The organism is Providencia sp. wls1916, from assembly GCF_009706585.1.
Classification (GTDB): domain Bacteria; phylum Pseudomonadota; class Gammaproteobacteria; order Enterobacterales; family Enterobacteriaceae; genus Providencia; species Providencia lanzhouensis.
In genome coordinates this window covers 23,935-43,788 of sequence record NZ_WLUL01000010.1, presented here as the reverse complement: position 1 = coordinate 43,788, position 19,854 = coordinate 23,935, and the positions used below count along the sequence as shown (strand labels likewise).

Here is a 19,854-nt window from a genome sequence, read left to right as displayed (position 1 = left end):
GTAGGTATTAGCTCATGCTTATTGGGTGATAGCGTTAGATTTGATGGTGGTCATAAGCGCTTTCACTTTGCTGTAGATGAGTTATCAGATTATTTCGAATACCAACAAGCATGCCCGGAAATGGCGATTGGTTTACCAACACCTAGACCTGCATTGAGGCTAGTTAAATCTGACGAAAATAGCGTTAGACTCAAGTTCAGCGATGGTCGTGAAGGCGATTTAACTGAAGAGATGCTTCAGTTTTCGACCACTTATTTGAGTGGGCTTTTAAATTTAAGTGGTTATATTGTATGTAAAAACTCACCTAGCTGTGGCTTGGAAAGGGTTCGAGTATATGATTCAGTTGGCAATGGTAATAAAAAGTCTGGAATTGGGCTTTTTACTGAACAATTACTCAAAGTAATGCCTTGGTTGCCTGTTGAGGAAGATGGCAGGTTAAGCGATCCTCATATTCGAGAAAATTTTATTATACGGGTATTTGCTCTTCATGAGCTAAATGAACTAAAGAAAAACTCCTTCAATCGGCACTCATTAATCGACTTTCATACTCGATATAAGCTCCTTTTATTGGCGCATTCACAGCCTCTTTATCGAGAACTTGGTCGTTTTGTTGCTAGTAACAATGAATGGGATTCAATCGATTCTTATTTTGATGAGTATCGAAATAAGTTTATGAATTTATTACAACACCAAGCGACTAGGCGCAATCACACTAATGTGCTTATGCATATCCAAGGTTACTTTAAACGTTATCTGACATCAAACCAAAGGCAAGCATTGAGTAAGTTAATCCTCGAATACCGCCAAGGAACACAGCCTTTATTGGCTCCATTAACATTAATTACGCACTATTTATCTGAGTACCCCGATAACTATTTGAATAATCAAAAATATTTCCATCCTTATCCTCAGTCATTAAGACTGCGATATGGGTTATGATATTAAAAATAATTCTCAGAATTTCAAAGTTATTCATATGATTGGTTCTTCCAGTCATATGAATATTGAACATAAAAGCTATGTTAGCGTATAACTGTCGGGATGAACGAAATCATTCATATTTACATAAGTCACCTAGCGAGGATTTTTCATATGTAACCTCAGTTAATCAAATCAATACTATTGCAAAAATAATTGGATTGATAATAAGTTGGCTATCAATATGATTTGTTTGGAAAAGTTATTGATGATGAATATGTGGTGTCTTAAGCAAAATCAACGCTTTTATGGTGAGAGTGAAAATTAAATTTGCTATCCCAGTGTTTGTATGGCTTAATCAAGTCATCGGTTTGGAAGTACAGGCCTATTTATGCTAGTCAGTTTAAAGTTGTTCACCATTTAGCGTTATCTAAGATATCCCTTCATTGCGAATTCCTTATAATTAATTCCCATAAGTAAAAATAAAAATCAAACCTCATCTATGCCTTATGGCAATCAAAAAATTAAAGGAAATTCTATGTCTAATACAATGACAGGTTTAGTAAAGTGGTTTAACGAATCTAAAGGTTTTGGTTTCATCTCTCCTGAAGATGGGAGCAAAGATGTATTTGTTCACTTCTCCGCGATTCAAAGCGATGATTTCAAAACATTATATGATGGACAAAAAGTCAGCTTTTCGGTAGAAAATGGCGCAAAAGGTCCAGCGGCTGCTAATGTGGTGGCACTTTAAGACAACATTAATATGAGATGCCCTTGTTGTAAGGGGTCTCAATATAGACGCTATCACTTTGATGTATCAAAAAGCAATCCATATGGCGCTAAATGTATTTTTTGTAAATCTAATATGAAGCCAGCTTAAATAACATATAGATTATAAAACCCCGCAAAAGTGGGGTTTTTTGTTTTATATATCATTACAATCCCCCCAGTGAGAGAGTTCTGTGTTACAATAGCCATGTAATCATACCTCATTGCTATAAAAGCAAATCTTGCAGTTGCGAGTTTTTATTTTAAAAATAGATGGGGTATCCAAAGGATTTATTTCCTAAGGGATCACCTATGAACTTACCTACCTTTTATCAACGAACTTTATCACTAACGCAAAATGCTCTAACTATTTTAGGATTGCTTTTAGCCTCGTTTGCATTGGTCTACTGGATGTAAAATCATTCCGCCATTAACTCAACTGGAAGAGTATTTAGTATTAGCAAAACTAAGAGTCGGGGTTCGATACCTCGATGGCGGTCCATAAGTTATAAATCTTTTGTACAATGTAAATACGGAGATGTATGAACTATTACATTCAGACGACGATGGGACCAAAAGGTAATTACAAAATACACAAAGTTGGCTGTAAACAAATGCCGATGACTTCAAATCGTTTCTACCTAGGTAACCTATTTAATGCTATACATGCAATAGCTGCGGCTAAAGCTTCAGGATATAGCCTTATTAAAATATGCGCATGTTGTACCAGTAGGAGTGCGAGGTAATACGTTGAAAATACCCTGTCTAGTGCGGTTTTTTGTTTGAGCTAGTCGTTCTAAGCCAAAGTTAATGAATCATAATTGCACTGTTTAGATTTAAGTCTGTTTTGGTGTACTAAATACGCGGCTACCTCGATATTTTAATCAACCTAAATCATTTGATGAATAGTTATTGTTCGCGGCGATCTCTATTCAAGATGTAAGCTAAATTAATCTTTATGTATAATAGCGTACTCGCATATACATGAATGAGGTATTTATGTTTTTTGGTATATTTATTGTCCTCGCGGGCATAATAACATTACTCGAAAATTATGGCGTCATCTCAGGAGATGTGAAGTGGGGATTACCTCTCGCCATTATTATTTATGGGTTAAGTGTTGTTTACGATGCTATAACAGGTAAGAAAAAAAATTAATTATCTAGAATTTACTAAGGTCACTTCGGTGACCTTTTTTATTGCCTAAATTTCAACTGACTTCATTAACATCTTCTAGTTTTTATAGCTGGTGGCTTTCTATTAACCAAATCTTGGACCACTCCGTTGGGGGTGATATGCGTATGAACGAAAAATACTCTAGCCCCTTTTCTTATGCTCTTGGAGTTATCACTACTACAGCTGGGGCATTATCACTAGACCAGTGGGCTGTGCTCATCGGGATTATCTGTACTGTCGCTACCTTCTTGGTGAATTGGTACTACAAACGGAAAGAATTCAAATTAAGAGAGGCTAACAGTGGCAAAGATACCAAATAAAATAAAAATAGCCGCTGTGACAGGTGGGCTGATGGCATTAACTGTTGTAATGGTGACTAATTTTGAGGGATATGAGCCCAAACCCTACCGTGATGTAGGTGGTGTTCTTACGGTGTGTTATGGGCATACAGGTTCTGACATTATTCCGACGAAAATCTATACAAAAGTCGAGTGTGACGAGTTACTGGAAAAAGACTTAGCAATCGTCGCTAAAGCAGTAAACCCCTTAATTAAAATCAATATTCCTGATTACACCAGGGCGGCACTTTATTCATTTACTTATAACGTGGGAATAGGTGCTTTCTCGCGCTCAACATTACTTAAAAAACTTAATGCTGGTGACCAAGCTGGCGCATGTAATGAACTAAAACGCTGGATATATGCAGGGGGGAAGGCGTGGAAAGGGCTAATGACGAGACGAGAGGTAGAAAAAACCGTGTGTCTTGGCGAGTTTGCTTATGCTTATCCTACTTTATTATCTGTCTACCCATCTACTTGGCAATTGGCGTATACACACTTCGAGACGACACTTGTGGTGGCACTGACAAGGTAAGTTTAGAGAAGCGTTGCCAAAAAGCTATCGAGCATTACAAAGGTCGGCAAGTTAATTTTTAAACGTCTTTATGGTAATCGCCATGAATAAAGTCAGCGTATTGTTATTTATTGTCGCATTGATAGCGATATGGGGAATGTGGAAACAACACGAGAGGATAGGTGAGTTAAATACCAAAAATGCCGGACTACTCGTTGAGTTGACAGAGCAGGTCAAAATTAATGAGGATTACCAAGAACGTGTCCAATCTCTCCATAAACTCGATACTAAACATATTCAGGAACTAGCCAATGCAAAAATTGAAATTGATGAGTTGCGTATTGCTGCTGAGCGTAATCCTGAGCGGGTGTACATCCGAGCCAGCTGCCAGAAAGTCGAAACCAATTCCACCTCCGGCGTGGATGATGGAACAACCGCCAGACCTACTGACTCCGCTATCGGAAATTATTGGCTACTCAGGCAGCGAATCGCAGAATCCAAGAATATGATACTTGGTTTGCAAGATTACATTAGAGCGGAGTGTTTACGTTAATACCAATCAGTAAATGCCCTTGCAAAAAAAATTAAATTTATGAAAGTCAGAGTGCTTAACAGGTAGATAGAGAATTTTAAAAAAAGTGTCGTTAAATTTGGTTGTTTTTTATCTTTAACAATAATCAATAGGATGCAGGCAAGAGTAGGGATAAATATTAGTAAGAGAGTAACGGGGTTATTATACATATATATATTGATACAGTTCTCTTATGTAATGAAAGTTTAATCCAATAGTATAAGTATATTTTCAATAGGAAAGCAATACGGAAAATTGAACAATAAAGAAATGCCCCAGATATCGAGGCTAAATGAGAATAACTACTTATGAATAAGCGTCACTATACGTTAATCGTGAATGGGGGCAACCTTAAAAAGGTAGTAATCTCAATAAGATATTACAAAACGGAGCCTCGAGAAATGGCGATTTTTTTGCAAAAAAGTAATCCGGAAAATTAAACAACAACAAACATAGAAATAAAGTAATTTTTAATTGAAAAGTGCCATGTTGATTCCGTAAATAAGTGAATAAGACTGTTCCTAAAAAATAAAAAACTCCCCTTCAGTTAAAGGGGAGTTTTTAAGATTAACTCATAATTATTGTAGGGCTAGTCATCCTTGACCAGCGAGAAAATAGTATCACTATTTATTTTCTAATCCAAATGGGATTATCACTCAACTTAGTAAGTTTGTATTAACATAGTAGAAAATTAAGCCATTATATGAATTTGTACACGAAGAAGAACAACAGCTTTATACAATTGAATTGACATTATTAGTGAAGGTGACGAAATTATATATGTAGGCTTGATCGCTCATTCAAGCTCTGAATAACATGGCGTTCTACAACTAGAATAAAAAGCGAGAGGGCTTCATTTAGAGCCCTCTGCATAGCATGAGTTATTTTTTTGTATAAATAATTTTCTGTGTTTCATTAGAGCAGTTACCTACAACAGTACCTTGTTGTGAGGCTGCTTCTTCATTTGAAACGACGGTAATGGTAAAGCTCTCTTCAGGCACGCCATTGTTAATAATTTTTTGCGTAATTTCTTCAACAACGCTTTCGCATGACGCACTCGCAATGGCTGGAATAAATAATGTCATTAATGTAGCAATAATTATTCTTCTTTTCATATGTAATATCTCTTATAAGTTAGAATCAGTTAATGAAAATTCACCCTAAAAATTATAATGATGAATCTGACGTCAAACATTCAATTTCATCAATTAATACGGGCTATGCTATTTTATTTCTTAAATATTATGGCTCAAGAGGATGTATTTATATCTAAGCTTTTAGGATTGGGCAAAGTTTAATTTTACTCAGCAGCTCTTTGTATGGCTTCTCCACTGGCTTCTATATCTTTACCTACACCTTTTGTCGTATTACAGGCAGTCAAGCTCGTAATAATAGCTAATGAGCATATGAGTAAACTGAATTTTTTAATCATACTTCCTTCCTTACATTGTGTGAGGTTACAGACTGCCAAAGTTCATTTTTCATTATAGCAGAATAATTTAATTGTTAATTGAATCGATATGGAACGTGAAAGCTGATTACTAGCAATAGCATTAGCTAAATACTTTAGTGAAACATGATATCTGACAAATTAAAAAGAGCTGCTATATTTTAGATGATACTATGCATTTTGATAATAAAATAACCTTAGCAGCAAGGAGTAAACTCTATGATATTCAAAGAGTTATTTATCCGTATGCTTCATGTATTTCAATACCTGTTAGTCGGTATTCTTTTAATATTATCATCAATCGGTTTACCACACTGGCTAGTGTAATCCAAGTTAGTGCGACAATGACTTTATCTAAATACGAGGGTTCTATAGTCACGAAATACTAAATCACTATAGTCGCTCTGTGCTCTTTTTTATGCGAAAGTATCTTCATAGATCAATTTTATGTGAGGTTGCAATGCAGATAAAGTCAGTTTTTATGTTTGTAAGTATGCTGTTACTTAATGGGTGTAGTGTGAAAGTGCCACATGACATAACACCAGTTAAACATTTTGAACTATCCCGTTATCTTGGCGAATGGTATGAAGTTGCTAGAATAGATAATCGATTTGAAAAGGGACTAAGTAAAGTTTCTGCAAACTATTCTCTACGCAATGATGGTGGTGTAAAGGTAGTCAACAGAGGATGGGATTCACAAGGGAAAAAATGGAAAGAGAGTATAGGAAAGGCTTATTTTGTTGAATCTTCGGATATAGGTGCCTTGAAAGTGTCGTTTTTCGGTCCTTTTTACGGCGGTTATAACATTATTAAGCTTGATGACGACTACCAGTATTCACTAGTTGTGGGCCCTAATAAAGATTACTTATGGGTGTTATCGCGTACACCAACTATGCCGCCAGAACTTTTAGATGAATACCTTAGCTTTGCTAGCGCTAATGGTTTTGATAGACAAAGAGTATTGATATTTCAATAGAATCAAAAGTGGATTATTTATAGCGACATTAATTTATTGAAAAGTAAAATGTAATTACTGCAAGAGACAACCCGCCTTGTGCGGGTTTTTTATTACCTAATTAACTATGATTTTTATATTTTGAAGTGCTCATATGTTGTTATTTCATACTTATTTTCGTATGGGTCGGTGAAATAGATGGATATAGACACATCATGGTCAACGATAGAAAATTGAATGTTGTTGATTCTCAGGTGTTCTATGAATTCCATCAGTGTAGTCTTATCTGTACCAAAAGCGATTGTGTTACCGATGCTTTGTGATGTCCTTTTAAATAAGGAAAGGTGGACATCATTATTGTTTATGACTAATGGACCACCCTGGTCAAACCAAAACTTGTATTTGGGTGTAACGGTAAAGAATAAAATATCTTTATACCATTTTACGGCTTCATTGAGGTCATCGACATATACATGCACATGGTCTATTGAAGTTAGTTTCATTTGACTCTCCTTTAAATATTTAAAATAACATACCTTCAATGTAAATATTTTCGCTAAAAATGGTTTTAATTTGTTATGAGAAACTCTTTAAGAAATGTTAATAGTTAAAGCATAAGTGTTTTCTTGCTGAAGGTTTTAGATTTTTGGTGAAACCAATCGACAGAAGAATTGCTGGCTAAGATGTAAAGATAAGAGTTTGTAGATAAAAAACCCCTTATTGCAATGAACACAATAAGGGGGATTGCAGCAATACTAAATATTGCATTTAGCAATGAAATTAACAATGAAAAACTAAAATACAACAATTTAATTGTTATTGTTCTGATTTAAATCAAATTAAAGATTTTTGTGAAAGATGCAGATCTTGTTTTTGTATTGGCTTTTTGATTTATCATGAGGGTGAATAATGTTCAAAAGACCAGATTGGGAGGCTATTGAGTCTGCTTACCGAGCTGGCGTAATGTCTATAAGAGAAATAGCCTCTCAATATGAGATAACCCATCAAGCGATAAGTAAACGCGCAAAGAAAGAAGGATGGGAACGAGATTTAAAAGCAAAGGTTAAGGCTAGAGCTGAAAACTTGGTTGCCAAAAGAGAGGTTGCCACTCTGGTTGCCGCTGAGAAGGCTATTTCTGAGCGGCAACTTATCGAAGCTAATGCTGAAGTCATTGCCAATGTTCGTATGGAACATAGGGGTGATATTCGTAGGGCTAGGGAGTTAACCAACAGTTTATTTGATGAGCTATCTGCTGAATGTACGGATGTACCTGCTTTAAGGAAGCTAGGTGAATTAATGTTTGAGCCTGATAGCAATGGGCGAGACAAACTCAATGAACTCTACAATTCAATCATCTCCCTCCCCGAACGTGTTAAATCTGCTAAAGCATTAAGCGAGACACTTAAAAACCTAATTGGACTTGAGCGCCAGGCATACGGGCTGGATGACGCGCAGCAGAATAAAGTATCCGACTCTATATCGTCACTGATGGACGACCTATCGAAGGAATAAGTATGAAGCCAGAATATCTTGCATTATTAAGAGATAAGCTCTGGCGATTGAATCACTTGTACTGGATCACCAACAAAGAAGGTAAGCCAGTTCGATTTAAAATGACGCCTGAGCAGCTTGAATACTTTGAAGGGATGCATACGCGAAACATTATCTTAAAGGCTCGTCAGCTGGGTTTCACGACTGAGGTTTGCATTATCCAATTAGATGCAGCGTTATTTGAGGCGGCTAAATGTGCATTGATTGCTCATACACTTAACGATGCTAAAAGGCTATTTAGAGAAAAGATAAAGTATGCCTATGAAAAGCTACCCGAAGAAATTAAAGCTGCAAATCCGGCGAGTAATGATGCGGCTGGTGAATTGGTTTTTAGCAAAGGCGGGTCACTTTATATCAGCACGTCATTTCGTGGTGGCACTCTTCGATACTTGCATGTATCTGAGTTCGGAAAGATATGTGCAAAGTACCCTGAAAAAGCTCGTGAGATAGTTACTGGTGCGTTTGAAGCTGTATCAAGTGACTGTTTTACGACAATTGAAAGCACTGCTGAGGGGCGAGCTGGCTATTTCTATGATTATTGTCAGTCGGCCGAGAAAGCGCAAATTCAGTGTAAAACGCTATCTAACTTAGATTGGAAATTCTTTTTCTTTTCATGGTGGAAGAATCCTGAGTATGCGATTGATCCTGTTGAGCAATTGCCACAGCGATTAATTGATTACTTTGATGAGATATCCCGCAAGCATGGCATTCACCTAGATGAGCATCAGAAAGCGTGGTACTACGCAAAAGAAAAAACACTTGGCGATGATATGAAGCGGGAATATCCGTCAATACCCTCAGAGGCATTCCAGCAATCCGTTGAAGGTGCTTATTACGCTAAGCAATTCCGCTTTCTGTACGAAAATAAGCGCATTGGTTCACTCCCTGATAATTCGCATTTACCCGTTCATACGTATTGGGATATCGGCGTTGGTGACTCAACCTCAATTTGGTTTATTCGTGAAATAGGCGATGAATTCCATGTGATAGACCATTACTCAAACAGTGGTGAAGGTCTAAGACATTATATGAAAGTGCTGAAAGATAAAGGCTACACATACGCGAGTCATAATGGACCACATGATATTGATAACCGTGAATTTGGTTCAGATGCGAAATCGCGTAGAGAACTAGCTCGTGAAGGGTATGAAATTGACGGGCAAATTTACTCGATTCAATTTGACGTAGTGCCAAAGCTTTCTATTGATGAAGGTATTGAGGCTGTACGTGAAATTCTTCCTCTGTGTGTCTTTGACGAACATAAATGTGGTGAAGGCATTGCTCATCTCGAAGCATACCGAAAAGAGTGGGATGACAAACGAGGTTGCTGGAAAGATAAACCACTTCATGATTACACATCACATGATGCTGATGGGTTTAGATATTTTGCTGTAAGTAGACGGAACGTTAAACGACCAGCATTCGAAATTAACTTAGGAACAACCTTCTGATGAGTATAAATAATGTTGATTTTACTCGACCGGAGTATAAAACGGCTGCTCCTCAGTGGGAGTTAGTTCGCGCTGTTTGTCGAGGTGGCGAGGAAGTAAAGAGTTATCTTCCTGAATTGGAAGAAAAGGAAAGTGAGCGTAAGAAAAAGCGCAATAAAGACTATCAAGACCGTGCGGTGTTTTACCCAATAACAGGTAACACTCGTAACGGTATGATAGGGATGGCATTCAAGAAAGATCCATTGATTGCTGTTGCTGAAAAGCTGTCTTGTTTAAAAGATGATGCAGATGGTGCAGGTTCAAGCATTTACCAATTAGCTCAATCCTCTCTTGAATCGGTATTGGAAGTGGGACGACATGGGCTATATGTTGATTACAACAGCGACTCTAAGCTCCCGTACATATTTCAATATCGTGCTGAAGATATTATTAACTGGCGGACTGATCGTATTAATGGCAGGACGATGCTAACGCTGGTGGTATTGCGAGAGACTGTTGAAGAGGCGGACGGTTTTGGATTTAAAGATGCCATTCAATACCGCGTGTTAGTGATAGAAGATGGCAAGTTTATCTGTAGAGTATATCGCAAGACAGCTGGCAGCAGTGTGTATCAAATCCACTCTGAATATATTCCAGAGCGTGCAGGTAGTGGTGCTTGGGATGAAATTCCATTTACGTTTATGGGTGCTCAAAACAATGACCATACGATAGATGAGGCGCCATTGTTAGGTTTGGCAAAAATTAATCTAGGGCATTATCGAAATTCTGCTGATTATGAAGATTCAGTGTTTTTCTGTGGGCAAGTTCAGCCATATCTAGGCGGGTTAGATATAGAGTGGCGAGATCACTTAGAAAAAACAGGCATCATGGTTGGGTCTCGTTCACCTTTAATGCTGCCAGTGAAAGGGTTCTTTGGTTACGAGCAAGCTCAGCCAAATATGTTGGCTAAAGAAGCTATGGACAGTAAGCGTGATTATATGGTGGCACTGGGCGCTCAATTGGTTTCCGCTGACAGTAAAGTCAAAACGGTTATTCAATCTGTGGGGGAGCAAAGTGCTCAAACCTCTATTCTCAGTATTTGTTGCTCAAATGTCTCAGATGCGTTTAGCAAAGCGTTAATGTGGTGCGCTGAATACTTAGGTTTAGATACTAAAGACACTTCTTTTGAAATCAACAAAGACCTCGTTAATCATATTGCTGATAGTGCCATGATCCGTGAAATTGTTGCTGCATGGCAATCTGGAGCAACACGTAAATCTGACTTAGTGAGAAGTTTACAGAAATATGATGTTATCGACCCCGCTGATGATATTGATATGGTGGTCGATGAGCTTAATAACCAAGAGCCGACAATGGTAGGTGGGGCATGAAATCAGTGAATGAGCGATTAAGGGATGAATTGATTGCTCACTCTTTGTTTTCTGGTCGTTATTCTACGGATGTTGCAAGGCGCATGATAAATGCACTCAATGAGTTTGACGCTGAATTAACAGCGTCGCTTATTGTTGCCTTAGATGGTGCCACTATTGACGTGAATAGCTTTACTGTCAGGCGATTAGAGTCATTGCTGTTGAGCGTGAAAGCCATTAATAAACGTGCGATTGACAGTGCGTTTATGTTGCTGACAGAAGAAATGAGGGAATATGCATTGCATGAAGCGGATTATTATTCCTCATTATTCGATGCTTTATTACCTGATGCTGTTCTACGCCAATATCCGCTTATGGGTATTACAGAGGAGATGTTGTTTTCCTCAGCAATGTCTCGTCCATTTCAAGGGAAATTACTGTCTGAGTGGGCTGCTGGATTAGAATCTGACCGCATGACACGCATAAACAATGCTGTTCGCTATGGTTATTTAAATGGCGATAGTGCGCTAGAGATTGGGCGTAAAATCAGAGGTCATGCAAATCAAGGCTATAAAGATGGTGCCTTACAACTTAGTAGAGCTAACGTAACAACGATAGCGAAGACGGCAATCAGTCACTTACAAGCGACAGCAAGAGAACAATTTGCTGAAGCTAATAAAGATATCCTTGACTGCAAACAGTGGCTATCCACTCTCGATAATAAAACCTCCCATGATTGCATTGTCCGGGATAGGCTGAAGTATACTCTGGAAGGTAAACCAATAGGACACAAAATCCCCTATCTACAAGGTCCCGGTAAAATCCATTTTAATTGCCGCTCAACGGAAACTTTCGTCACTAAGTCATGGCGTGAATTAGGTATTGATGCGAATGAGATGGACGCAGGAACGAGAGCATCAATGGATGGGCAAGTTCCAGCAGAGACCAATTTTCTTGATTGGGTGCAGCGACAACCAGACTGGCGACAACGGCAAGTATTCGGTGAAACACGATTTAGATTAATGAAAGAGGGCGGTATGCATCCTTCTGAATTTTATACAGATAAGGGAGAATTTATTTCGTTAGAACAACTCAAAAAGCTAGACGAAAAAGCATTTAAAGATGCAGGTTATAGCTAATCAATTAACGATTTAACTAAGGTCACTTCGGTGACCTTTTTTATTGTCTAAATTCAGCCAAGGGCTGGTTTACTTTAACGCGCTAGGCGCAATGAATCCCAAGGGGAACAACATGTTATTTATGAATATCGAACGCAAATATTACTCACAGGCTGATGATGGAGCTGGTGGTGGAAGCGGTGGAACTGCACCTGTAATCACACCGGAAATTCAAGCCATTATCGATAAAGCAGTCGGTGAGCAAGTAGCTGGGTTGAAGGCTAAACGTGATGAGTTATTGGGTAAACTCAAAGAGCAAAACGATAATCTCAAGCGTTTTGATGGTATTGATCCCGATGCTGTACGTGGAATTCTCAAACGTTTTGAAAATGATGAAGAAGCCAAGTTAATCGCTGACGGCAAAATTGATGAAGTCATTAATAAACGTACTGATCGCTTACGCAATGACGTTGATAAACAACTGAAAGAAGCCAATAGCCGAGTGGAAAGGGCTGAGGCTTTTGCTAATAAATTTCGCCAACGTGTATTGGGAGATGAAGTGCGCTCTGCTGCTGGTAAAGCCGGCGCATTAGCTAGCGCACAAGAAGACTTAATTTTACGTGCCAAAGGCATTTTCCAAATCAACGATGAAGGTCAGGCCGTAGCCGTTGATGATGATGGTAATCCAATTATGGGGAAAGATGGTCGAACACCGTTATCACCCGTTGAATGGGTCGAATCATTAAAAGAAAGCGCGCCTCATTTGTTCCCTGCTGCTTCAGGGACGGATGCAGGAAAACATAAACAAGGTGGTGCACACCTTAAACGTTCTCAAATGTCTGCGAGTGAGAAAGCTGATTATATTCGCAGATACGGACGTGACACATTTTTAAAACTACCTAAAGAATAAGGGAAGATAAGTAATGGCTACGACGACTAATAGCGATTTAGTAATTTACAACGACTTGGCGCAAACAGCGTTTTTAGAGCGTCGCCAAGATAATTTAGCCGTATTTAATCAGGCATCAAATGGTGCCATTGTGCTTGATAACATTTTTATTGAAGGAGATTTCCGTAAGCGTGCTTTCTATCAAATTGGTGGCTCGATTGAGCATCGTGATGTTGATTCAACAGGGACAGTAGAGAGTAAAAAAATTGGTGCGGGCGAATCTGTTGAAGTGAAAGCTCCGTGGAAATATGGTCCATATGCAACAACGGAAGAGGCATTTAAACGTCGAGGACGAGATGTCTCAGAGTTTTCTGAGCTAGTTGGTATTGATGCTGCGGATGCATCTCTAGAAGGTTACATTAAATACTCCTTAGCCGCATTAGGTGCTGCTATCGGTAGTAATACTGAGATGGTCGTGACAGCAGACATTGCGACAGATGGGAAAAAAACGCTCACCAAAGGATTGCGTCAATATGGTGACAAGTTTAACCGTGTAAATCTCTTCGTTATGCACTCTACTACGTATTTCGATATCGTTGATCAAGCAATTGATAACAAAGTCTACGAAGAGGCTGGTGTGGTTATCTATGGTGGGCAGCCGGGAACATTAGGTAAACCCGTATTGGTAACAGACAGTGCGCCAGTTGATGCTATTTTTGGTCTTGTTCCTGGAGCTGTGACTATCATCGAGTCACAAGAACCAACCTTCCGCTCATTTGAGATCAATGATAAGGAAAACTTAGAAATTGGGTATCGTGGTGAAGGCGTTGTTAACGTCGGTGTGCTTGGGTATAGCTGGGATGAATCAAAAGGTAAAAACCCAGATCTAACCAAGTTAGGTACTGCGGGTAACTGGAAAAAACATTTTACGAGCAACAAACTGACAGCAGGTGTGATGATTAAATTAACTGCTCAGGGCAAAAATGCAGTAAAGCAATAGAGCCAGAAGTAGCTAAAAGGAAAAAAACTACTGATGGCAAGTGAAGATAGGGGCGTAATGCCCCTTTTTATTTTGAGGTGGTCATGATTGATGCCGATAAAAACTCACCTACGTTTAATAGTTATGCTGGCATTGAAGATTTAAAAGCATATGCGAAAGTCAGGAATTTAACCCTATCAGACAGTAAATCACTCGAATCATTACTCATCGTTGCTATGGACTTCTTAGAATCCCAAAAATGGAAGGGTAAGCGTTCCGACAGTACGCAACCTTTATCTTTTCCTCGTACTGGATTGTTTCGTGATGGGGTTGAAATTGCTAGTGATGCGATTCCTCATCAGGTTATACAGGCTCAGTGTCGCCTTGCACTTGAAGCACAAGAGAATGAATTGCAGCCAACATTAGGTGCAGAAATAATTTCTGAACGTATTGAGGGAGCAATTGATTTGAAGTATGCAGAAGGCACCAATACTGGTGCACCTAATTTCGCTTGGCTGAAAGGTTTGCTATGCGGCTTGATGGATAGCTCAGAAGGCTTGGCGATTAACACATTTGCAGTGAGGTAGTGATGAATATTTATCAACGAGGTTGTCACACTGCATTGCGAATACTGAAAAAATATGGCGTTTCATATCAAGTGAAACGTGCTGGCAAGCACTGGGTTGATGATAATGGTGTTGAGCATCATGAGCCTGAGTCTCTATTTTCAATTATTGGTGTAAAGGTTTTGTACAAACCATATGAAATTGATGGAACTCTAATTCTCTCTACGGATATTAAAATGGTTCTTTCTCCAGAGATTGATATTCGAAAAGGGGATTCTGTTCTTGTTGATGGTATATGGCTACGTGTGCATGAGCCTAACCCGGTTAAACCTGCTGATGTTGTTATTTGCTACAAACCTCAATTGAGGGCTTGATATGACTGATTCATTCATGAAGTCCGTTAATCTATTTGTAGAAAAATCCCAATCAAATATGGAGGCGGTGGTAAAAAAAACAGGTGTTAGGATTTTGGCCCAACTTGTTCAAATGTCTCCGGTGGGTAATCCCGACTTATGGAAAGTTAACCAAACGGCTGTAGGTTATAACCAAGCGGTATTTGAGCACAATGAAGCATTGAGAAAAGACCCTAATAATTTGACACTGAAAAATCGTCAATTAAAAAAAACGCGCTCAAGTTAATGACTCTATGAATATCAAAGCACCCCCAGGTTATACGGGGGGACGATTCCGTGGAAATTGGCAAGTCACTTTTGATGTACCTGCTGATGGTGAAACTGGGCGAGTTGATAAATCAGGCAATATGACTAAGGCGGTTGGTAACTATATGCTTGAGCAGTTCAAAGTGGGTATGAATGCTATCTATTTTACTAACAATGTTCCTTATGCCTACAGGTTGGAAATGGGGCATTCAAAACAAGCTCCTAATGGCATGATTGCAATTACCGCTGAAAACGTGAGTAAGTTCTTTAGAGACGCTATCGCAGAGATGAAGTAAATGAAACAATCTGAAATCAATCAGTCTATTCGTGCGCTGGTGGCAAAAATTGCTAAGCAAGAAGGGGTAAAGGTGGCTTGGTCAAATATTGAGTTTGATGATATTAGCACTCCATATTTGCAATTACATATAATGCCAGCCATAACCGAAAATCTAGGTCTAGCGTTAGACATGCCAGTTCAAAAAGGTGTTATTCAACTTAATGTTGTTGAAAAGATAGGTAATGGTGATTCGGCGGTTATTAGCTTGGTTGATGCCGTCAAAGAGCAGCTCGAAAATGGTCTAACACTCACGGAGTCACTGTATCTAGACGGTGAACCAAATCAGCTACCGCCACTTACCAGTGATATCAACTACATCATTCCAATACGTACATCCTATCGATGTCATCCAATCCGATAAACGACCGCCTAAATGGCGGTTTTTTTATGCATAAAAATGAGGTTAATAATGGCTTATAACATTCCTAATGGCTCGCGCGTTTATGTGGCGAGTAAATACGGAAAAGATGTTGAGTTTACGGCGGCAAGTAATGCCTCTGAAGCTGTACTTACTGTCACAGCGTCAAGTGGCATTAAAGCCGGAGATGTTGTTCTCGTTACATCTGGGTGGAAACAAATGTCCGGTGTCTTTCGTGTGAAATCAGCAGAAAACACAAGTATCACGCTTGACGGTGTTGATACGACAGATACCGAACGTTTTCCGATTGGCGGCGGCAAAGGAACACTAAAGTCAGTTCAAGAATGGGAGGTTATGCCCCAAGTCATGACCTTATCAACAGAAGGTGGTGAGCAGCAAACGCAAGAAATTCAATTCTTAGAAGATGAGCAAGCAGAAACGGTTGATACCTATAAATCGGGTATCGTGCAGGTTTATACATTTGCTCATGATGCGAAATTACCTATTCGAGGGTTATTAATGTCTTTGGATGATACAAAGCAGTTAACAGCGATTCGTTTTTATAATAAACGGGCTGGTGAAGACCGTTACTACTCAGCCAGTGTGTCATTCCAGCGTGTTCCTAATACTGCAATTAACGAGGTTGAAAACGTATCTGCACGTTTCTCTCTTAAATCAGATATGCAAATTTACACTACCGCATAATAACAGCCCCTTTCGGGGCTTTTAAGGAAACCTAATGGCGAAATTCACTCTGAATCCCAATCCAATATTTAAGGCTGATGTAAAAATCCGTGTGGCTGGCAAAAGCGAGCCGGAGGTTGTGACATTTACGTTCAATCATTTACCAATGAGTAAATTGGAAGGGTTGAAAAATGAGTCAGTAAACAAATTCTTTACTCAAATTATTGCTGATTGGGCAATTGAAGAGCCTTATAACGAAGATAATTTGAAGTTGTTATTTGACAACTATCCATCAGCCGCAGGGGCTATTACAACAACGTATTACAATGAATTGTTAGGTAATCGTGAAAAAAACTAATATCGGTCGCTGAAGCAATGTATGGGGGAATGACAAAGCAAGAGGCTAAAAATTTTGAGCGAGCTTTTGGCTTTCCTCCTGATCTTGATGATGTTGAAGTTGTTCCTGATGTCTGGGAGTCATATCTGGTATTTTCTGCGATGAGTACTCAGTGGCGAGTTGGTTTGAATGGTATTACTGGATTGGATTACAATTCGTTAAATCAAGTGATGGATTTACTCAACATCAAAGATAGGGCGACCGTGTTTAGTGATCTGCGAGTTATGGAAGTTAAGGCGCTGGAGGTAATGCATAAGAGATCGTAGTATTTATGTGACTGATAAGCAAAAATTAGTGGTTAGAAAAAGGTGAGATAGGACATCCTTTAGAAAAGGATAGGGAATAGCAGAAGAAAACATTACTATATAAAGTCTAATAGTGTTCTCTAAATAATTTTGTCTTTTATTGATATAGCTAGATATTTAGCTAATTCAACAGGCACTACGTTACCTATCATTTTATAACTATAATCTAAGGTGTTATATTTGAAAGTAAAATGATCTGGAAATGTCTGTATTCTTGCGTACTCTCGAATTGATATTCTAAGATATAGTTTCTCTTTACCAGAAACAAATTCAAGCTTATCAATTTCTATTTTATCATTTTAGGTGCATTAGAATGAATTGGTGAATGACGTCCTTAAGCTTGGATTGTGGAGGATGATTCATCCCATTCCCTAACTCTATTTATAGACAAAATATTGATGAAAAATCATCTGCCATGTATTCATGGTTTTCATATTTCACATCAGGATTTTTTATTTTTTATCTATCTCGGGTTATGCATCGTTTCTAAGACCAAAAATAATATCTTTAAGTGTAGGTTCATATGAGCTTTTTTTGTGAAAAAACAAATTCCCTATTTAATTATTTATGTAATCCAACAAGTAATAGTCTTTATCTACCTTGAGGTACAATTATAATCATTGGAATCTAATAGTTGATATGACACATTGAAACCTAATGGTGAAAATTCATTCAACATATTAGATAATGCTTCACTATGTTTCTTATGTAATATCCCTGCCATATTTTTAGCAGGAAAAAACGGGGTTGTTTGGTTTTAGCCGCCTAATAGATTCATGAAACAATTGTCCTCTCTCATTATTTATCCCCCTTCTTGTACCAGCTTTCGACTAACTTTGGCATGGAGGTCCTCCGATAAAACCGTCTACATCGGGAATATCATTTGGTTCAATTTGAGTAATTGAATGTTTATTTAAATAGCATTCAGGAAAGTTTTCTTCATGAGTTGCCCATATATTTTTATCAAATACATTAGACCAAATTAAATCCAGCTAGTTTGAAACCTAGGTCTAAACCTTCAGCTCCAGAAAATAAAGTCGCAACTATTATTGTTTTATTGTTCTGGGGATTATAGTCTTTAATTGTGTTTTTTATTGTTACATGTTGAAGTTTAAAAGGTCAGTTTTCATAACTTGAGGATAAATTTAGATAATGTCAGCTAGAACAGATGAGTTTGAACACCGTATTGCTAGTTGTATTTCTTGTGGTGAGGCATTACCAGCAACATTACCAAGTTGGATGACTTCAATTGGAGTGATTCCAGGGGCTATTGTAAATAGCGTTGCAATAATGGGAGCATCAGGAGGGAAAACTGATATTTTGATTGAATTTGAACAAGGTCAGCCTATCAAAATATCAGCCAAATTAGCTTGTGCTGATTATTTTGGTAATTGGTACTCTCATGGCAGAATCATTAATGAATTTGGAGAGTCTACATTTTATAAATTAACGGCTAGTTGTACTAGATGGGCTAATCGCTGGTTGTATAGTAGTCAAGCATCTTTTTTTATTGGTGTGAGTGTTAGTTTCGGTAAACGTTCAGGGAATACGTGTGAGGAATTTACGTCTGTTTTTGATTTCAATGATATAAAAACTATTGTTGCTGGTAATGGCTCTGGTAATGAAAGTGCAAATTGTTTACTTATTAGTGATGATGTCCCATCATCTTTACATGGGTTAATTCAGAAACTAAGTCCTATAGATCAACAAACTATCATGTCGCTTAGCTATAACTTCAAAGTTATATATAGACCTGTTAATACGCAAACTGAAGGGAGTAATCGTAGTAAGTGTACATTTACTCAATTTTTACCAAAAAGAAGGGCTGATGTTTTAACTCGAATATCTACTCTTAATCAATTACAAGAACTAGGGGCATTCATAGAAGTAGAGCCAGACAGTTTAAATCACAATCGTTTAGCTGGGGATCTTAGAACTAAATATAATCTTGATATAGTCATAAGATGACCTTAGTCTCTTTATTTTTGCACTCTAATCTAGATCAGATAACAACCCTCCATTAGAGGGTTTTTTATTGCCTGAACTCTGCATTGAGGGTACATTTCAATCATTTGATTTAACGAGTGGTAATTTGGCGTGCATGCTAAAATTTTGCGAGTTCTGTGTATTTTGCTTTTGATATTATTAGCTTTTGTTGTAGGGATCTCAGTTGGCATAAGTAAAAAACCGACAATTATTGACGGAGCTAAGCAAATTGTGATTGATTTTATGCACCAGCCACAAGCTGCTGATATGAGAAATGTTAATTTTTACCCTGCAGGTGTAAGTATGAGTCGCAAGGTTGTTGGTGACGTTTGCGGAGAAGTGTTTACATTTAAAGATGAATTACCTTATAAGTATAAGAGATTTATTGTTATGGTCTCCTCTAGCAATGATGGTGAGCGCATGTTTTCAAACCCATTATTTGATTTTGAAGGTGAATCTATATCTGAAGAAGATTTCCAGAAGATATGGTATGAGAAATGTAAATAATTGATGAAACCTGCTTCGGCAGGTTTTT

General features: G+C 38.2%; 27 protein-coding genes and 2 pseudogenes. 23 read left to right on the top strand and 6 right to left on the bottom strand.

The genetic code is table 11. The features are described from left to right. The 7 genes and pseudogenes from GKR61_RS06790 to GKR61_RS06770 all read left to right on the top strand — a co-directional run. Positions 1 to 939 (top strand): YbgA family protein (locus tag GKR61_RS06790; protein ID WP_154599336.1); only part of this gene is annotated, 939 nt, incomplete at its 5' end. A gap of 517 nt (positions 940 to 1,456) precedes the next feature. Then, the gene (gene cspE, locus GKR61_RS06785; RefSeq protein WP_036952486.1) at positions 1,457 to 1,669 is read left to right on the top strand and encodes a transcription antiterminator/RNA stability regulator CspE; all 213 of its coding nucleotides are present in this window, start codon (positions 1,457 to 1,459) and stop codon (positions 1,667 to 1,669) included. 12 nt (positions 1,670 to 1,681) lie between these two features. Further along, positions 1,682 to 1,786, top strand: a pseudogene (ymcF, locus tag GKR61_RS17700) (cold shock small protein YmcF); the annotation flags it as partial. Between the two features lie 899 nt (positions 1,787 to 2,685). Beyond that, positions 2,686 to 2,844 (top strand): hypothetical protein, encoded by a 159-nt coding sequence (locus GKR61_RS17590; RefSeq protein ID WP_036952480.1) that lies wholly within the window; start codon positions 2,686 to 2,688, stop codon positions 2,842 to 2,844. A gap of 137 nt (positions 2,845 to 2,981) precedes the next feature. Further along, on the top strand, positions 2,982 to 3,182 hold the full coding sequence (locus GKR61_RS06780; RefSeq protein WP_036952477.1) for a phage holin family protein: 201 nt from the start codon (positions 2,982 to 2,984) through the stop codon (positions 3,180 to 3,182). Next, positions 3,163 to 3,735: a lysozyme gene (locus tag GKR61_RS06775; protein ID WP_196712413.1), complete on the top strand. Its 573-nt coding sequence runs from the start codon at positions 3,163 to 3,165 to the stop codon at positions 3,733 to 3,735. Before GKR61_RS06780 ends, GKR61_RS06775 begins: the two co-directional genes overlap by 20 nt. Positions 3,736 to 3,871: 136 nt before the next feature. Next, a complete protein-coding gene (locus GKR61_RS06770) occupies positions 3,872 to 4,267 on the top strand; it encodes a lysis protein (RefSeq protein ID WP_413784996.1) in 396 nt (131 codons plus the stop codon). Positions 4,268 to 5,166: 899 nt separating this feature from the next. On the opposite strand, the gene GKR61_RS06765 is transcribed toward GKR61_RS06770, so the two are convergent. Then, complete coding sequence (locus GKR61_RS06765; RefSeq protein WP_132494933.1) at positions 5,167 to 5,400, bottom strand: DUF1161 domain-containing protein; 234 nt, start codon at positions 5,398 to 5,400, stop codon at positions 5,167 to 5,169. Positions 5,401 to 5,585: 185 nt separating this feature from the next. Then, a complete protein-coding gene (locus tag GKR61_RS06760; RefSeq protein ID WP_036952467.1) occupies positions 5,586 to 5,717 on the bottom strand; it encodes an entericidin A/B family lipoprotein in 132 nt (43 codons plus the stop codon). A gap of 478 nt (positions 5,718 to 6,195) precedes the next feature. Here GKR61_RS06760 and GKR61_RS06755 point away from each other — a divergent pair, with 478 nt between their 5' ends. Then, on the top strand, positions 6,196 to 6,711 hold the full coding sequence (locus GKR61_RS06755) for a lipocalin family protein (protein WP_036952464.1): 516 nt from the start codon (positions 6,196 to 6,198) through the stop codon (positions 6,709 to 6,711). A gap of 113 nt (positions 6,712 to 6,824) precedes the next feature. On the opposite strand, the gene GKR61_RS06750 is transcribed toward GKR61_RS06755, so the two are convergent. Then, positions 6,825 to 7,193 (bottom strand): VOC family protein, encoded by a 369-nt coding sequence (locus GKR61_RS06750; RefSeq protein ID WP_108479711.1) that lies wholly within the window; start codon positions 7,191 to 7,193, stop codon positions 6,825 to 6,827. Positions 7,194 to 7,599: 406 nt separating this feature from the next. Between GKR61_RS06750 and GKR61_RS06745 the strand changes: the two genes are divergently transcribed. From GKR61_RS06745 to GKR61_RS06685, 13 genes and pseudogenes are all read left to right on the top strand, one after another. After that, positions 7,600 to 8,202 carry a hypothetical protein gene (locus GKR61_RS06745; protein WP_006658160.1) on the top strand — a complete coding sequence of 201 codons (603 nt, stop codon included), beginning with the start codon at positions 7,600 to 7,602 and terminating at the stop codon, positions 8,200 to 8,202. A gap of 2 nt (positions 8,203 to 8,204) precedes the next feature. Continuing rightward, entirely contained in the window at positions 8,205 to 9,692 is a 1,488-nt protein-coding gene (locus GKR61_RS06740; protein WP_108479712.1) for a terminase, read from the top strand. Continuing rightward, a complete protein-coding gene (locus GKR61_RS06735) occupies positions 9,692 to 11,062 on the top strand; it encodes a DUF4055 domain-containing protein (protein WP_108479713.1) in 1,371 nt (456 codons plus the stop codon). Before GKR61_RS06740 ends, GKR61_RS06735 begins: the two co-directional genes overlap by 1 nt. Next, positions 11,059 to 12,180, top strand: a complete 1,122-nt coding sequence (locus GKR61_RS06730) for a hypothetical protein (protein WP_108479714.1) — start codon at positions 11,059 to 11,061, stop codon at positions 12,178 to 12,180. The genes GKR61_RS06735 and GKR61_RS06730 overlap by 4 nt, the downstream gene beginning before the upstream one ends. 112 nt (positions 12,181 to 12,292) lie before the next feature. After that, on the top strand, positions 12,293 to 13,069 hold the full coding sequence (locus tag GKR61_RS06725) for a hypothetical protein (RefSeq protein WP_154639683.1): 777 nt from the start codon (positions 12,293 to 12,295) through the stop codon (positions 13,067 to 13,069). 13 nt (positions 13,070 to 13,082) lie between these two features. Next, on the top strand, positions 13,083 to 14,048 hold the full coding sequence (locus tag GKR61_RS06720) for a major capsid protein (protein ID WP_154639682.1): 966 nt from the start codon (positions 13,083 to 13,085) through the stop codon (positions 14,046 to 14,048). A gap of 83 nt (positions 14,049 to 14,131) precedes the next feature. After that, positions 14,132 to 14,614 carry a DnaT-like ssDNA-binding protein gene (locus GKR61_RS06715; protein WP_108479716.1) on the top strand — a complete coding sequence of 161 codons (483 nt, stop codon included), beginning with the start codon at positions 14,132 to 14,134 and terminating at the stop codon, positions 14,612 to 14,614. A 2-nt stretch (positions 14,615 to 14,616) separates the two neighbouring features. After that, positions 14,617 to 14,967 (top strand): hypothetical protein, encoded by a 351-nt coding sequence (locus GKR61_RS06710; RefSeq protein WP_154639681.1) that lies wholly within the window; start codon positions 14,617 to 14,619, stop codon positions 14,965 to 14,967. A gap of 1 nt (position 14,968) precedes the next feature. Continuing rightward, positions 14,969 to 15,548, top strand: a pseudogene (locus GKR61_RS06705) (hypothetical protein). After that, the gene (locus GKR61_RS06700) at positions 15,549 to 15,950 is read left to right on the top strand and encodes a phage tail terminator-like protein (protein ID WP_036952438.1); all 402 of its coding nucleotides are present in this window, start codon (positions 15,549 to 15,551) and stop codon (positions 15,948 to 15,950) included. 48 nt (positions 15,951 to 15,998) lie between these two features. Then, positions 15,999 to 16,652: a phage tail tube protein gene (locus GKR61_RS06695; RefSeq protein ID WP_036952436.1), complete on the top strand. Its 654-nt coding sequence runs from the start codon at positions 15,999 to 16,001 to the stop codon at positions 16,650 to 16,652. Between the two features lie 34 nt (positions 16,653 to 16,686). After that, positions 16,687 to 16,989: a phage tail assembly chaperone gene (locus GKR61_RS06690; RefSeq protein ID WP_154639680.1), complete on the top strand. Its 303-nt coding sequence runs from the start codon at positions 16,687 to 16,689 to the stop codon at positions 16,987 to 16,989. A gap of 17 nt (positions 16,990 to 17,006) precedes the next feature. Continuing rightward, positions 17,007 to 17,294, top strand: a complete 288-nt coding sequence (locus GKR61_RS06685) for a DUF1799 domain-containing protein (protein ID WP_154639679.1) — start codon at positions 17,007 to 17,009, stop codon at positions 17,292 to 17,294. A 119-nt stretch (positions 17,295 to 17,413) separates the two neighbouring features. Here the strand turns inward: GKR61_RS06685 and GKR61_RS18025 are convergent, their stop codons facing one another. The 3 genes from GKR61_RS18025 to GKR61_RS18015 form a co-directional block, all read right to left on the bottom strand. Continuing rightward, positions 17,414 to 17,545: a DNA cytosine methyltransferase gene (locus tag GKR61_RS18025; protein ID WP_442959309.1), complete on the bottom strand. Its 132-nt coding sequence runs from the start codon at positions 17,543 to 17,545 to the stop codon at positions 17,414 to 17,416. Positions 17,546 to 17,928: 383 nt separating this feature from the next. Beyond that, entirely contained in the window at positions 17,929 to 18,057 is a 129-nt protein-coding gene (locus GKR61_RS18020; RefSeq protein WP_154639678.1) for a DNA cytosine methyltransferase, read from the bottom strand. Positions 18,058 to 18,163: 106 nt separating this feature from the next. Beyond that, the gene (locus tag GKR61_RS18015; RefSeq protein WP_442959308.1) at positions 18,164 to 18,289 is read right to left on the bottom strand and encodes a DNA cytosine methyltransferase; all 126 of its coding nucleotides are present in this window, start codon (positions 18,287 to 18,289) and stop codon (positions 18,164 to 18,166) included. A gap of 196 nt (positions 18,290 to 18,485) precedes the next feature. On the opposite strand from GKR61_RS18015, the gene GKR61_RS06665 reads away from it, so the two are divergent. Next, positions 18,486 to 19,301 carry a hypothetical protein gene (locus tag GKR61_RS06665; protein WP_154639677.1) on the top strand — a complete coding sequence of 272 codons (816 nt, stop codon included), beginning with the start codon at positions 18,486 to 18,488 and terminating at the stop codon, positions 19,299 to 19,301. A 129-nt stretch (positions 19,302 to 19,430) separates the two neighbouring features. After that, positions 19,431 to 19,826 (top strand): hypothetical protein, encoded by a 396-nt coding sequence (locus GKR61_RS06660; protein ID WP_154639676.1) that lies wholly within the window; start codon positions 19,431 to 19,433, stop codon positions 19,824 to 19,826. Positions 19,827 to 19,854 lie beyond the last annotated feature (28 nt).